The following is a 14,035-nucleotide window of genomic DNA, read 5'->3' on the forward strand; positions in this document are numbered from 1 at the left end:
GAAGGGCACTTGTTGCGTTCACACCCCGAAGCGCCGCCCGCCTACCTGCGGATCCGGGTCTGAACAGAGAGTGCAGCCAACGACTTAGGGAACGCCGTTGACCTGCGCAAACGCAGCGTTCCCCCTCGCGTTCCCCTCCGTTGTTACCGCATTCCGGTAACGCCCCTCGCCCACTCTCATCGGCGTGAATCAACACCTTCACAAGTCCGCGGGCAAACGACTTAGGGATACCTGTTGACCTGCGGAAACACAGGTCCCTGGCAGGTATCCCCCTCAGGTTCCCCCGATTCCGGGGAACCTGCCGCCCCATGCTGATCAACACGTACAGGTCGTTCGCGACGACAACCAGCGAGGAGCACCCGATGATTTCTTGAACTTTCGGAGGGGCGCCGCCCGACCTGCGAGAACGCCACCTGGAGGGGGCGCCCGTCCCGAGGAGGGGCGGGGCCAGGAGGGGCGCGAATTGGTGCCCCCAGCGCGCACCGTAGGACGCGTACGTCTCGACGACGGACACCCGACCATCACGACCGGCGACGAACGACGCCGGTAACCCAGCCACAAGGAGGCCGCCATGACCGCAGAACCCAACTCCCCACGACCCCGCCAGAACCCCGGCGACGACATGCTCACCCTCCAGGAAGCGTGCCGCTACCTCCGCGTGCCCGAGGGGACGCTGCGCTACTGGCGCCACCTCGGCGCCGGACCCCGCAGCTTCAAGGTCGGCCGCCACGTCCGCTACTGGCGCGCCGACCTCATCCTCTGGCTCACCGAGCAGACCAACCGTCCCCAAAACCGCAGCTGACCCTGCCCCACCGTCGAATCTCAGAGAGACGATGGAGCGATCCTGGAAGGAGCATCACCATGGCGGGAAACATCGCCAAGCGAGCCAACGGCCGGTGGCGGGCGCGGTACCGCGACGAGGCCGGCAAGGAACACTCGCGGCACTTCGACCGCAAGATCGACGCCAAGCAGTGGCTGGACCAGGTCACCTCGGCGGTGGTCACCGGCACGTACGCCGACCCCAAGGCCGGCCGGATCACGTTCGCGGGTTTCTTCGGGGAGTGGTCGGCCCGCCAGGTCTGGGCACCCGGCACCGTGCTGGCGATGTCGCTGGCGGCGCGATCCGTTCCCTTCGCGGCCAAGCCGATGAAGCAGGTCCGGCGATCGGACGTCGAGACCTGGATCAAGCAGATGAACGCCGCCGGGCTTGCCCCCGGCACGATCAAGACCCGTTACGTCAACGTCCGGTCGGTGTTCCGCGCCGCCGTGAAGGACCGGGTGATCGGCTCCGACCCGACCGACGGCGTACGCCTCCCCCGCGGTCGTCGCGCGGACGTCGCCATGTCGATCCCCGCGCCCGAGGAGGTGGGGCAGCTCATGGCCGTGGCTGACGAGCGGTTCCAGCCGTTCATCGCCCTCTGCGCGTTCGCCGGCCTGCGGCTCGGCGAGGCCGCCGGGGTCCAGCTCGGCGACGTCGACTTCCTCCGCAGGTCGCTGAAGGTCTCCCGCCAGGTGCAGCGCGTCAACAGTGGGGCGATCGACGTACGGGCACCGAAGTACGGATCAGAGCGCGTCGTTTACCTCGCCGACAGCCTCGTCAACGTGCTCGCCGAGCACGTCACTACTCACGGCACCACCGGCAAGGATCGGTGGCTCTTCGCCGGGGAGGGCGACGACCCACCGCACCAGAACACCGTCGGCTACTGGTGGCGCAAGACGCTACGGGACGCCGGGCTGTCGGGCATCAAGCTCCACGACCTGCGGCACTTCCACGCCTCCGGCCTCATCGCGTCCGGGTGCGACGTCGTGACCGTCCAGCGCTCGCTGGGCCACGCGAAGGCGACGACGACCCTCAACACATACGCGCACCTATGGCCGACCGCCGAGGACCGCACGCGGAAGGCAGCGGAGTCGATCATGAACTCGGCGCTCGGCTACGTCGCCGACCCCGTAGCGAGCACTGGCGAGTAGGTGCGATCGGGTCCCAGCTGAACGCTTCGGGCGGCACTCCGGTTGTCTCGACGAGTATGCGACGGGATCTTGCAGCAATACACCCACTCGGCGTGGCTAGGACGGCTCGACGGTCTCGTCGTTCTCGTCCTCCCCGAAGGCCTCCAACCCCCTGAACTCCGGAGTCGGTCCTGGCGCGGGCGGCACAGACACCGGATTTGGCACAACGATCCCTGGCTTGAAAGCCTGCAGCACTGCCTGAAAGTTGGCCCACGCAGCCTCGGTGATCGGGAACTCGCCCTCAATGACTATCTGCTGGCCGCCGACCAGCGGAATCGGGATCCGAGTCCCCTGTGAGAGGGGGGCGTGCATCTGCTGGCTGCGCAGATGTTGGTCACTCGGGGAGGACGCGGCCGTCGGTTGACGTGTCTGCTGCTCCCGGAAGCGCCGGGCAGGGTCTGCGTGCTGAATCTCGCCTGTCGCAGTGGAGTGGTCGTCAGCCTCGTCAGGGTCACTTGGCGTGTCGCCGGGTTCCTCGCCGACAGGCCCGCCGTCCTTCATGGCGAAGCTGATCGTCGCTTTGTACTGCTTCACGAAGTCTTCCGCCCCAGCGTCAGTAAAGCCGCGCTCGGTGACCAGCCGGTATCGGAGGGTCGCCTCGGACGGGAGGTCGGTGCCGTAGTGGTCCCACATCTCACGGTGGATAGGCGGAGTCAGAGCTGCACTCTGGATCGCAGTTAGCCGTTCGTCCTCGTGCGGATTGTGAAGGATGGCATACGCCAAGTCAGTCAGTTTGCCCTGACGGTCGTCGCCGCTTCCCTCCTCCGTCAGCAGGCCGAACTTCTTGAGTGCTGCGTACTGGGTGGACGCGATGCCGCTCTTGTGGGTCGTGTACCCCCAATGCTTCACGATCGCGGTGATCGGAGCCGCGTGCATCTTCTCGTGCTGATACAGCGTCTCCGCGCGCTTGATCGCAGCTTCCAGGTCGATCGCCGGGTAACTGGGACTGCGCCCCTTCTTCGGGGCCCGTCGGCCTTGGCTCTGGGTTTCGCTCACGAGTCAGCCCTCCTTGTCTGAGACAAGAGTAGCGCGCTATCTGAGATAAATCGAGGTTTCTCCGCAGATGCCGTTGCATTTTCGCCCGGAGGGCTTAGGATGGGCGTAGCGCCAACGTTAAGAGCCCCCAGGCGGCAACCTGAGGGCTCTTGGCGAAGGGGCGGGGTCTGGCGACCAGCGGCGCCTCATCAACGACTGCCAGGCGGGTTCGATCCCCGTCCGCTCCACTAAGAAGGATACGCGTTTCACACGGGGTCTGTGAATCGTTGAGCGCAAAACGGCCCATGCGGCACCCTGCCCCGGCCTGGGACTGTGTCGCATTGTCGTCAGTCAGTTCTCGCGAAGCGCCGTGCGGCTCAAGTGCTCGAAGCTTGACGACGCACGTCTTCGATCGCGGCTGGTAGTGGGACGTTACAGCCTGAAAGCTGTGTGGCCGGCGCGCCGCGAGGTGCAACGATGCCCATCATGAAGGTGATCAGTCCAGGGGCGCTCGCCAAGGCGCTCGAGCGCAACCCGCGGGTCCCGCTCCCGGCCGAGACGCGCAGTCGCCTTCAGGAGACGCTCAACATTCTCGCGCTTCGACCGGAGGCAGCCGCGGCCGAGGATGCGGCCGTGGACGAGCACGGGGTGCGCTTCGAATGTCTACTCGAGGACGCGCCTCGAGCCATTGACATTGTCGCCGCCTGGAGCCAAGTGCTTCACGAGGATCTGCATCCGACGGTCGCGGAGGCGCTGCTTCTCGAGTCATATTTCTCAAGCGGAGCGCCAGTCGTCGCACCGCTGCTGCCTGCCGGTATGAGGTACTTCAAGACTCTGCAGGTCATTCGCGAGCGAACCGCAATCGCGCTGCATGACTACGCCCGTGAGATCAACTGGCGTCGCCCAGTTCTCTTCGTTCAAGTACTCAAGGTCGCCCGCGGATACCTGCGAGACGTCGTGGGGCGCCCAGAACTAACGCGGGACGAGTTCAGGCGCGAGTTCACAGGACGGTTGGGCGTCACCAGCACGCTCATTGGCCGATTCGAGTCGATAGATCGGCAAGATGCCGAAGAGGCTGTTGAGGCGCTTCGATTGTCCCTTCGACAGGGAAATTCGCCAGATACCGCGGTTCCGTACCTTCTGGAGGCGGCAACCTTGGTATTCGACGCAGGTGGGGACGTAACCAACCTTCAGTCTTGCTTGGAGTACGGCCGCAAATGCCTCGACTCAAGACGCTTCAACCTGAACGCAACGGCACTGCTGGCCACCTCCGACATCTACCTGCGGCTTGCATCCGTCGCGTCGGGGCAGGCGCGGCGGTCTGCCCTGTCCTCAGCGATGCAGAGCGTTGATACTGCGGTCCAGCGAGCCGGCAGAGGGGACACCAAGATCGCGGCACGCCTGATGGCCACCCTCATTCGGGAGCTTGCGCAGGATCTGGGACTTCTCGATGAGCACAGAATTGCTGGTCTTCGCTTGCCATTCTGTATTCGGACCCCGTCCGAGACCCCAGCGCTGGTCACGCGCTTTTCCGCCGATCTGGTTCGGTCGATCGCTGGCCAAGCACGAACTGGCGATCCGCTTGCGCGCGGGGTTTGTGCAGATCTCTTGGAGTTGACCGATGCCAGTGGAACTGACCCCGACGCCCTTCGACAAATCGTCGAGTTCCGTTCCGCGGCGCGACGCCGGGCGCCATTAGACGAACGTTCACAGCTCTTGAGCCTCAGGGACCAGCTCCAACTTGCATCGAGAGCGGCCGATACGCGGCGGCGCGGCGAAGTCATCAAAGAACTCATTCTAATGTCGATCGCGGCACCTACCTCGGCCAGCCCAATCCTCTTAATCGCCCAGGACACCGAAGCAAATGGACCGGTGTCTCTGTCCTCGAAGACCAGCGCCCGTGGGTCTGAAGTGGCACGAGCAGCGGTTGCCGGTGACTCGCGCGAGCTCCTACGCATGGCAGCGAACCGTGCGGCAACTAGCCCAGACCTTTCCGTAGCACCAATGGGTGGTCGCAGTGACGTCACAACCGTCGGTGACTACTACGGTCTGGTTGCCCAGACGTTCATCTTCAAGGAAGTCCAAGCGATTGCAGTAGAGAGGGAGCAGACTCGCGCCGCCGCTCTCCGCGCCGCGATCTCCGATGCTGGTCGAACGGATGATTATCTCGTCTGTGAGTACCTGGATGCAGTACCGCTCAACACTGGCATGGTCCGCAGCGTTCGACGATTCGTCCCAGGGCAGTCCGTCTCGATGGCAGTTGACGCATCTAGTCACGACGAGCGCGTCTCGCTCCTCGCTCGAACGGCCGCCTTCCTCGGGTTCATGAACTCGGTCGAGACGGCTACGCCGAAAGCTGTGCGGAAAGACTTGAAGGCAAAGGAAGTTGGTCGATGGATCCGGTCCCTCGGGGTAAGCGAAGCAACCACGCACTTCGACGAGTGGTGGAACCTGGTGTCACACGTTGGCGTCACCCGGCGACGAGATGCCCACCTCGACAACTGGGTCCTGGCTTTGGACGGTCGGCTTCTGGCGCTGGACTTGGAAGCAACAGGATGTCGCCCGGTGGGATACGAGCTCGCGCAGATCACCGATGATCACGGGGTCCTAGAGCCGAACGATTGGGCCGCTCGACGCGTGGTCTTCAAGAGCTACTGTGAGGCTCGGCGTGAAACGGGCGCACCAGAGGGCGAGTGGTCGGCCTACCAGGCGTCGCTAGCTGCTCGCGCCGTCGGCAAGTTGACCTGGTCGAGCGCAACGCCAGATGAGCAAGAGCACGCCCGCGCCATGTTGGAGTCGATTGCAGAGCACGGCTCCGAGGATGGCGTTCGCACATGGGCGCGAAACTCTTTGAATGCATGGCGTCGTCGACGAGGTCTCGCAAACCTGTCGTCGGGCGAACTGAACATGGATCGGCACCGCCGTCGACGGGTGAGCAAGGCAATGGCGTTCCACCTTCGCCACGGAGACCGAGTGAACCTAGACCCCGATGGTTGGGCCTCATTGGGCGAACTGGTCGCCGCGATTGGGAGCGGCGTAACGGAGACCGAGATTGCCATCGTCGCTTCGACGCTGTCTGAGCCGCGGTTCGAGTTTCGCGACAACTTGGTGCGTGCACGATACGGCCACACCCGAAACGTTCCCGGACTTATGCGAGATGCCAGTAAGCCATCTGAGCTTCGCGCTTACCATGCGACAGACTTGGAGTCCGCGCACCACATCGTTGAACTTGTCGAGGGACTTAGGCCGATGGGACGCCAGTTTGTGCATCTCTCCACGGATCGCCGAGAGGCCCTGCGCGCCGGCCTGCGTCGCGGGTCGCCCGTGCTTCTCTCGATCGCCGCATCAGCGGTACCGGGCGCCCTGATTGCAGCAGGCAACACCCTGGTGGCTCCGGCAGTAGCGAGTGGATTGGTTCGAGTTGAACCTGTCGCCGCGTACTGGAGGCTTGTTCCGCGGGCGGAGTTGCCCTGACGAGCCGCTGGCAGAGATCTGCCAGGACACCCGGACGTGTCGGCGGTCCGTTGTCGACTGCCGCATGACGAAGGGGCTCTTGCGGACTCTGTGCGGACTGGAGGGGCCCACACCCCCTCTGACCTGCATAAACGTCTCGATTCACACGTTGAAGCGGAACTCCACGACGTCGCCGTCCTGCATCACGTAGTCCTTGCCCTCCATGCGGACCTTGCCGGCCTCCTTGGCCTTCGGCATCGAGCCGAGCCCGACCAGATCGTCGAAGGAGACGATCTCGGCCTTGATGAAGCCGCGCTGGAAGTCGGTGTGGATGACGCCGGCGGCCTCGGGGGCGGTGGCGCCCTGGGGGATCGTCCAGGCGCGGGTCTCCTTGGGACCGGCGGTGAGGTAGGTCTGCAGGCCGAGGGTGTCGAAGCCGACCCGGGCGAGCACCTCGAGACCCGGCTCGTCCACGCCCATCTCGGCGAGCATCTCGCGGGCCTCGTCGTCGTCGCCCAGCTCGACCAGCTCAGCCTCGAACTTGGCGTCGAGGAAGATCGCCTCCGACGGGGCGACGACCTCTCGCATCCGCGCCTTGAGCGCCTCGTCGGAGAGCTCGTCGGCGTCGCAGTTGAAGACGTAGATGAACGGCTTGGCCGTCAGCAGCGACAGCTCGCGGATCAGGGCGCGGTCGATCCTCGTCGCGATGATCGGCGTACCGGCCTCGAGCGAGGCGAGCGCCTCCCTGGCGGCCTCGAGGTTGGCGGCCAGCTCCTTCTTGCCGCGCGCCTCCTTCTCCAGGCGCGGGATCGCCTTCTCGACGGTCTGCAGGTCGGCGAGGATCAGCTCGGTCTGGATCGTGGAGATGTCGTTGGCGGGGTTGACCTCGCCGTCGACGTGGGTGACGTCGTCGTCGCGGAAGACGCGGGTCACCTGGCAGATCGCGGCCGACTCGCGGATGTGGGCGAGGAACTTGTTGCCCAGACCCTCTCCCTCCGACGCGCCGCGGACGATGCCGGCGATGTCGACGAACTCCACGGTCGCGGGCAGGATCCGCGCAGACCCGAAGATCTCGGCGAGCCTCGGCAGGCGATCGTCCGGGACGCCCACGACGCCGACGTTCGGCTCGATGGTGGCGAAGGGGTAGTTCGCCGCGAGCACGTCGTTCTTGGTCAGTGCGTTGAAGAGCGTCGACTTGCCCGCGTTGGGGAGCCCGACGATGCCGATGGTGAGTGCCACGGGCGGCGAGTCTACGGCGCGGGCGAGGACGGCCCCGAATCGCAGCGAGTCACGGCGCGGGCCGGATCGGGCCGCCGCCGGCAGGCACCGCCTCGAGCACCTCGAACGGGTCGCCGACCCGGATCGTGACGCCCGGGGTGTCGGGCACCAGGTTGATCGCGAACCACGTGGCGCCGTCCCACCGCCGGATGCGCGCCAGCGAGGCGATCGGCTCCTTCTCGCGCACGGCGCTGTCGGGCTCGATGGTGGTGATCACGCAGCGGGCGCAGCCCTTGACGGCCCGGAAGACGGCGTCACCGATCCGGATCCGACGCCAGTCGTCCTCGGCCCACGGCTCGACGCCGGAGATCACCACGTTCGGACGGAACCGGGTCATCGGCAGCGGCTCGCGTCCGGTCGGCGCGGACGATGTCACCACGTCGTTGAGCGCGGCGAGCGACTCCTCCGTGGCCAGCAGCAGCGGGTAGCCGTCAGCGAAGGACACCCGGTCACCCGGCTCGCTGAAGCCCGGGTTCGTCGGCCGTCGCGTCGGGTCGTCGAGGTGCACCAGCCGGGCGGGACGGCCCAGCGCCTTGCCGAACCACGCGTCGGCGTCCCCACCGACCGCCGCGGCCGTGAGCACCGACGACCACAGGGCCACCGGCACCTGGGCCGTCGGGTCCGGCGTCCGGACCTCCAGCGGCGGCAGGTCCGGCGCGGTCACCCGCAGGCCGTACGCCGTGATCTCCGGGTGCACCAGGAGCAGTCGGTTGACCTCGCGGGCGGTGATGACCTGCCCGGTCTCGTCGACCACCATCCAGCGCCGGTCACCGGCCAGCCCCCACGGCTCGACCACCGCGGAATCGACCGCCTCTCCGCGACAGGACTTGACCGGGAAGCGGTTGATCGAGGTCAGCTGGGCCACGGGAGCAGGATAGGTGCCCTCACGCCAGCGTGCCCTCGCGTTGCAGGCTGATCGCCCGGATCGAGGGTCGCGACAGCGGCACCGCCATGAGCAGCGCCATCGCGAGCCCGAACGCCGTGCAGGCCGCGGCGACGCCGACGGCCGAGGCGACCGCGCCGAACACGACCATCGCCAGCGGCATCAGCACGTCGTCGCCGAGGAGCTGGATCGAGGCCATCCGGCCGAGATACTCACCGTCGACCGTGGCGACGAAGACGGCGGACAGCAACGCCGACGCGGCCCCCGAGGTCGCGCCGATGACCGCGCACGCCACGGCCGTGGAGACGACCGTGCCCACGCCGAGGGTCGCGATCGCGACACCCTGGAGGACGAGGAACCAGAAGCCGGCCGACGCCTCTCGGCGCGGGCGCCACCGCACCAGCGCCAGCGCTCCGGCGGCGCCGCTGAGCCCGACGAGCGCGTTGAGCAGGCCGAGCGTGTGGGCGCCCCATCCCGACTCCTGCACGCGCAGCGCGAGGCCGAGAGCGAGCGCGGGCGTGAGGGCCAGGTTCAGGCCGGACAGCGTGAGCACCAGCGTGCGGGTGGCCGGCACGTCGCGCAGGTGGGCGAAGCCGCGCGCGATGCCGCGGAGCACCGGCTCGGACTCGGCGCGCGGGAGCGGGTAGCGCGGCCGCAGCGCGAGCGCGAGGTAGCCCACGACGATGCCGAAGGTGACCGCGTTGGCCAGCGCACTGCCCGCGAGCCCCCAGGTCGCGACGACCGCGCCGCCGACCGCCGCCCCGCTCATCGACCCGATCCGGTTCACGGTCTGGCTGGCGCCGGCGTACGTCGGGAGCGCCTCGGGCGGGACGAGCTGGCGCCCGATCGTGGCCGCCGAGGGCACGAAGACGGCGTCGCACGCACCGAACCCGATACCGGCCAGCGCCAGCAGCGCGGGCGACGCGCCGTGGACCGCGACGACGACGGCGGTCGCGACGAGCACGCCGACGCGCACGAGGTTGACCACGAGCATCACCCAGCGGGCCTCGAGACGGTCGGCGACCACCCCGCCGAGCAGCAGCAGCACGGCCCGCGGCAGCGTCCCGGCGGCCACGACCAGCCCGGCGACGGCGGGCGAGGCGACCTGCACGGCCGTCCACGCGAGTGCCACCGTCCACACCGCGTCGCCCGCCTGCGACAGCCCCTGGAGGGCGATCCAGCCCTGGACGAGACGGTCGCGCCGCAGGCCGGTCATGGCCGCGTGGGGAAGCCGTGGGTGAAGACGAACACCGGCTCCCTCTCGGCCCCGTCGTCGGGGTCGATGCTCGCCCGCCAGTCCCGGACCGCAGCCTGGAGGGCCTCCTGCAGCGCCTCGAGCTCGGCCGGCGTCGCGACCGCGAGGAAGTCGGTGCTGAAGGCGGCCCGCCGCCAGGCGGCGCCCGCGCGGTCGGCCTCGCGCTTCCAGGCCGAGAGCTTGGCGAGCTGGTGGTCGATGTTGAGCCGCTCGGCCGCCTTCGCCTGGGTGCGGTCGGCGGCGCTGGTGAAGTCGTCCGCCGACCAGGTGACCGTGTCCTGCTCGAGCCGCCACCAGCTGGTGCGACCGTCGGTGGCGAGCTCCGGCACCCGCGCCACCACCCCGGCACGCTCGAGCATGCGGAGGTGGTGGCTGATGCTGCCGACCTGCTCGTCGAGGTCCCCCGCGAGGGTGCCGACCTGGGCGGGGCCGTGGAGGTAGAGGTGCTCCATGATCCGGCGCCGGGTCGGGTGGTGGACCGCCCGCAGGGTCTCGATCGAGGTCATCGCGGGGTCCCCGCGCGATCGCGCGTCGGGGAAGCGCAGCGGAGGAGACCACGACTTCGTGGGGTGCTCATGTCCGGGACGCTAGGTGCCCCGGCAGATCTCTACAAGAGTTCTTGTACATCTCCGGGATCAGTGCCGGAGGGTGACGACCCCACCGTCCTTGCCGCTCGCCCAGCAGGCGCCGGCGACGCACTGCACCGCGTCGAGGTCGAGCGTCGAGAAGGTCTTCCAGGTCCGGCCGGCGTCCCGGCTCACGTCGCTGCCCGACGGGCCGACGGCGATCACCGCGCGCTTGCGCCACCACGCGACTCCGGAGCGGTACCCACCGAGGTCCCCACCGTGCTTCCACGTCCTCCCGCGGTTGCCGGAGTACGCCGACGCGTCGGTGCCGACGTCCTCCTGCTCGAAGTCGCCGCCGACCGCGACGCCGCGCCTCCCGTCGTACGCCATCGAGAAGACCCCGCCGGCCTCGGAGGCCGGGATCGTCGAGTCGCGCACGGTCCAGGTCCTGCCGAAGTCGCTGCTGACGAAGATGCGTGCCGCTCCCCCGCCGGTCGCGAGGTAGGCGCGCCTGCCGCTCGTGACGAGGCAGGTGCCGCTCGCCGCGAACGCGAACTCGCCCTCGACGGCCGGGGGCATGCCCGCCGGGTCGACGACCTTCCACGACTCTCCGCCGTCACGGGTCCGCAGGATGCGGAACTTCCCGTCGACCGGGTCGCTCATCGCGAGGCCGCGCCGGCCGTCGTCGTACATCGCGACGCAGTCGTAGAAGGCCGCCTTGTCCAAGTTGGCGAAGGCCTTCTGCCACGTGCGGCCGCCGTTGGTGGTCCGGTAGATCCGGCTGTCGCGGCCCTCGCCGATGCTCAGCGCGAGGGCGACGCGGTCGTCCTGGGCCTCGATGTCACGGAAGAGCAGGCCCTTCGCGCCCTTCGGCGACACGTCCCTCCAGGTCTCGCCGCCGTCGGTCGTGCGCCACACGCCGCCCGCGCTGCCGCCCACCCAGGCGGTGTCGGCGTCGACGGCGTCGAGGCCGCGCAGCTGCTGGTCGGTGTCGACGTCGACGTGGTGCCAGGCGAGCCGCGGCGCCCGGTCGGGCGCGGCGACGGTAGGGGCCGCGGTGGCGGCGAGCGGGGCCGCGAGAGCGGCGATGGCCAGGATCCCGAGAGTTCTGCGCATCCTCGCAATCTAGGGTGTCCGTCGTGCGCATCGCCACGTGGAACGTCAACTCCCTCCGCTCCCGCATCGACCGCGTCGAGGCGTTCCTCGACCGTCACGAGGTCGACGTGCTCGCCGTCCAGGAGACCAAGGCGCGCGAGGACCAGCTGCCGCTGATGGGCCTCGAGGCACGTGGGTACGACGTGGCCGCGGCCGGCGTCAACCAGTGGAACGGCGTCGCGATCATCAGCCGGGTCGGCATCGACGACGTGGAGAGCGGCTTCCCGGATCAGCCCGGATGGGGCGAGGTCGCCGAGGTCGAGTCGCGGGCGATCGGCGCCACCTGCGGCGGCGTGCGCATCTGGTCGCTCTACGTGCCCAACGGCCGCAAGCCCGACGACCCCCACTACGTCTACAAGCTCGACTGGCTCGCCCGGCTCCGCGACGCGGCCGCCGGCTGGCGCGACCAGCCCACCGCGCTCGTCGGCGACTGGAACATCGCCCCGACCGACGACGACGTCTTCGACATCGCCCAGTTCGCGAAGTCCACCCACGTGACCCCGTCGGAGCGCGCGGCGTTCCAGGGGTTCCTCGACGACGGGTACGTCGACGTGGTGCGGCCGCACGCGCCCGAGCCGGACACCTACACCTATTGGGACTACTACCGGCAGCGCTACGAGCGCAACCGCGGCATGCGCATCGACTTCGTGCTCGGCTCCGCCCCCTTCGCGGCGCGGGTGACCGGGGCGTTCGTCGACCGCGAGGAGCGGGCCGGCCAGGGTGCTTCCGACCACGCGCCGGTGGTCGTCGACCTCGCTTGAGAGCTACTGCCGCTGCCCGGTGGAGTCGCGCAGGACGAGCTGGGTGGGCAGCGTGATGCGCGGTGCGTCGTCGGGCGGCCGCGACCCCGCGGTGAGCAGCAGCTCGACCGCGGCGCGGCCCACGTCCACGTGGGCGCCGCCGAGCGTGGTCAGGCGTGGCGTGCAGACGTCGGCGGCGAAGATGTCGTCGAAGCCGACGACGCTCACCTCCTCGGGCACCCGGATCCCGCGCTGCGCGAGCCGCTGCATGACGCCGATCGCCAGCAGGTCGTTGTGGGCGACGATCGCCGTGGCGCCGTCGTTCACCGCGGCGTCGGCCGCGGCGCCGCCCTGGGCGACCTTCGGCGTGAAGGGTCCGGAGCGACGGACGGTCATCCCCGCCTGCTCGGCCGCGCTGCGCAGCACCGTCCAACGGGTGCCCGCCATCCAGGAGTTGCGCGGACCGGCGAGGTAGAGCAGCTCCCGGTGGCCGAGCGAGGCGAGGTGGGCGACGACCTGGCGGCACCCCTCGCCGTGGTCGAGGACCACGCTCGCGAGGCCGGGCAGCTCGCGGCTCATCAGCACGACCGGCCGCTGGGCGGCCACCTGCCGCAGGTTCTCGTCCGGCAGCCGGCTCGCGGCCAGCACGAAGCCGTCGACCGCCGGGGAGAGCCGCTGGATCTGCTCCCACTCGACGCGGGGTGACTCCTCGGCGTTGACGAGCAGCAGCGTGTACTCCGAGATCCGGGCCCGCATCTCGGCGCCGCGGATCAGCTCGAAGTAGTGCGGGTTGGTGATGTCGGAGACGACCATCGCCACGGTGTGGTGGCGACCGGAGAGCAGGGCCCGCGCGTGGGGATTGGGCCGGTAGCCGAGCTCGGCCGCCACGGCCAGCACCCGGTCCCGCGTCGTCGCGGAGACCCGGCCCGGATTGGTGAAGGCGCGCGAGACGGTCGAGGTCGCGACGCCGGCAGCGGTGGCGACGTCGTAGATGGTGGGTCCGGCCACGCGGACAGGTAAGCCGATCTGGCAACAAGATGGCAACCCCTTGCCGTCGGTTGCCGCCCCTCCGTACGTTCGGCGGCTGTGACGGCCAGCACACCGACCGCTCCCCGGACCCCGGACGGCACCCCCGACCGACGACTGCCTGCGTGGCTCGGGCGCGTGGCCCGGGTGCTGACCGCCGTCGAGCTGACGATCGGCGTCGCCGCGCTGCTGTTGATCTTCGGGCTCGTCCTGCTCCAGGCCGCCCAGCGGTACCTCCCGATCGACGGATGGCCGTGGACCGGCGAGCTGGCCCGGTTCTGCCTGGTCTGGCTGACCTTCGTGGTCGCCGGCGCCCTGGTCACCCGCAACTCCCACATCTCGATCGAGATGATCGACATGGTGCCGGGCGACCCGCTGCGCCGCGTCGTACGCGTCGTCTCGTGCCTGATCGTGGCGCTGGTCGGCGTTGGGCTGTGCGCCGAGGCGTGGGAGCTCGTGCAGACCCAGGACCTCCTGAAGTCGCCCGCGATGCGGATGCCGATGTCCTGGCTCTACGCCATCTCGCTGATCGGCTTCGTCAGCGTGGTGGTGCGCTCGCTGATCGCGGCCGTCGAGTACGCCGTGCTCGGCGTGCCCGAGCCGACGTACGACGACCTCGCCGACCACGAGATGCCGACGGCATGAGCAGCGTGCGATGAACACCACCCCACGAAACTGCGGCCTTCCCCCGCTC

At 68.8% G+C, this 14,035-nt stretch carries 12 protein-coding genes; 5 read left to right on the forward strand and 7 right to left on the reverse strand.

From position 1 onward, the window contains the following. The first annotated feature begins 571 nt into the window (after positions 1 to 571). The gene (locus PZ894_RS17405) at positions 572 to 802 is read left to right on the forward strand and encodes a helix-turn-helix domain-containing protein (protein ID WP_275746735.1); all 231 of its coding nucleotides are present in this window, start codon (positions 572 to 574) and stop codon (positions 800 to 802) included. Positions 803 to 861: 59 nt separating this feature from the next. Continuing rightward, positions 862 to 1,971, forward strand: coding sequence for a site-specific integrase (locus PZ894_RS17410; protein ID WP_275746736.1), 1,110 nt, complete (start codon positions 862 to 864; stop codon positions 1,969 to 1,971). Positions 1,972 to 2,067: 96 nt separating this feature from the next. Here PZ894_RS17410 and PZ894_RS17415 read toward each other — a convergent pair whose 3' ends face one another. Beyond that, positions 2,068 to 3,006 (reverse strand): hypothetical protein, encoded by a 939-nt coding sequence (locus tag PZ894_RS17415; RefSeq protein ID WP_275746737.1) that lies wholly within the window; start codon positions 3,004 to 3,006, stop codon positions 2,068 to 2,070. 456 nt (positions 3,007 to 3,462) lie between these two features. Between PZ894_RS17415 and PZ894_RS17420 the strand changes: the two genes are divergently transcribed. Continuing rightward, positions 3,463 to 6,459: an RNA 2'-phosphotransferase gene (locus PZ894_RS17420; protein WP_275746738.1), complete on the forward strand. Its 2,997-nt coding sequence runs from the start codon at positions 3,463 to 3,465 to the stop codon at positions 6,457 to 6,459. A 141-nt stretch (positions 6,460 to 6,600) separates the two neighbouring features. On the opposite strand, the gene ychF is transcribed toward PZ894_RS17420, so the two are convergent. The 5 genes from ychF to PZ894_RS17445 form a co-directional block, all read right to left on the reverse strand. Further along, the gene (gene ychF, locus PZ894_RS17425) at positions 6,601 to 7,677 is read right to left on the reverse strand and encodes a redox-regulated ATPase YchF (RefSeq protein ID WP_275746739.1); all 1,077 of its coding nucleotides are present in this window, start codon (positions 7,675 to 7,677) and stop codon (positions 6,601 to 6,603) included. A gap of 49 nt (positions 7,678 to 7,726) precedes the next feature. After that, positions 7,727 to 8,581 carry an MOSC N-terminal beta barrel domain-containing protein gene (locus PZ894_RS17430; protein WP_275746740.1) on the reverse strand — a complete coding sequence of 285 codons (855 nt, stop codon included), beginning with the start codon at positions 8,579 to 8,581 and terminating at the stop codon, positions 7,727 to 7,729. A gap of 19 nt (positions 8,582 to 8,600) precedes the next feature. Then, positions 8,601 to 9,815, reverse strand: a complete 1,215-nt coding sequence (locus PZ894_RS17435; protein WP_275746741.1) for an MFS transporter — start codon at positions 9,813 to 9,815, stop codon at positions 8,601 to 8,603. Next, a complete protein-coding gene (locus PZ894_RS17440; protein ID WP_275746742.1) occupies positions 9,812 to 10,360 on the reverse strand; it encodes an ArsR family transcriptional regulator in 549 nt (182 codons plus the stop codon). The genes PZ894_RS17435 and PZ894_RS17440 overlap by 4 nt, the downstream gene beginning before the upstream one ends. A gap of 129 nt (positions 10,361 to 10,489) precedes the next feature. Continuing rightward, positions 10,490 to 11,536, reverse strand: coding sequence for an oxidoreductase (locus PZ894_RS17445; RefSeq protein ID WP_275746743.1), 1,047 nt, complete (start codon positions 11,534 to 11,536; stop codon positions 10,490 to 10,492). 23 nt (positions 11,537 to 11,559) lie between these two features. Between PZ894_RS17445 and PZ894_RS17450 the strand changes: the two genes are divergently transcribed. Beyond that, positions 11,560 to 12,336, forward strand: a complete 777-nt coding sequence (locus tag PZ894_RS17450; protein ID WP_275746744.1) for an exodeoxyribonuclease III — start codon at positions 11,560 to 11,562, stop codon at positions 12,334 to 12,336. 3 nt (positions 12,337 to 12,339) lie between these two features. On the opposite strand, the gene PZ894_RS17455 is transcribed toward PZ894_RS17450, so the two are convergent. After that, positions 12,340 to 13,323, reverse strand: coding sequence for a LacI family DNA-binding transcriptional regulator (locus tag PZ894_RS17455; RefSeq protein WP_275746745.1), 984 nt, complete (start codon positions 13,321 to 13,323; stop codon positions 12,340 to 12,342). Between the two features lie 78 nt (positions 13,324 to 13,401). Here PZ894_RS17455 and PZ894_RS17460 point away from each other — a divergent pair, with 78 nt between their 5' ends. Continuing rightward, positions 13,402 to 13,986, forward strand: a complete 585-nt coding sequence (locus PZ894_RS17460) for a TRAP transporter small permease (protein ID WP_275746746.1) — start codon at positions 13,402 to 13,404, stop codon at positions 13,984 to 13,986. Positions 13,987 to 14,035: the final 49 nt, after the last annotated feature.

The organism is Nocardioides sp. YIM 152315 (genome assembly GCF_029210375.1).
Classification (GTDB): domain Bacteria; phylum Actinomycetota; class Actinomycetes; order Propionibacteriales; family Nocardioidaceae; genus Nocardioides.

What these genes read in the sequence shown, in the direction of transcription:
- PZ894_RS17405 (WP_275746735.1), top strand. Translation starts at nt 572, where the DNA reads ATGACCGCAGAACCCAACTCCCCACGACCCCGCCAGAACCCCGGCGAC.
- PZ894_RS17445 (WP_275746743.1), bottom strand. Translation starts at nt 11,536, where the DNA reads ATGCGCAGAACTCTCGGGATCCTGGCCATCGCCGCTCTCGCGGCCCCG.
- PZ894_RS17435 (WP_275746741.1), bottom strand. Translation starts at nt 9,815, where the DNA reads ATGACCGGCCTGCGGCGCGACCGTCTCGTCCAGGGCTGGATCGCCCTC.
- PZ894_RS17420 (WP_275746738.1), top strand. Translation starts at nt 3,463, where the DNA reads ATGCCCATCATGAAGGTGATCAGTCCAGGGGCGCTCGCCAAGGCGCTC.
- PZ894_RS17440 (WP_275746742.1), bottom strand. Translation starts at nt 10,360, where the DNA reads ATGACCTCGATCGAGACCCTGCGGGCGGTCCACCACCCGACCCGGCGC.
- PZ894_RS17410 (WP_275746736.1), top strand. Translation starts at nt 862, where the DNA reads ATGGCGGGAAACATCGCCAAGCGAGCCAACGGCCGGTGGCGGGCGCGG.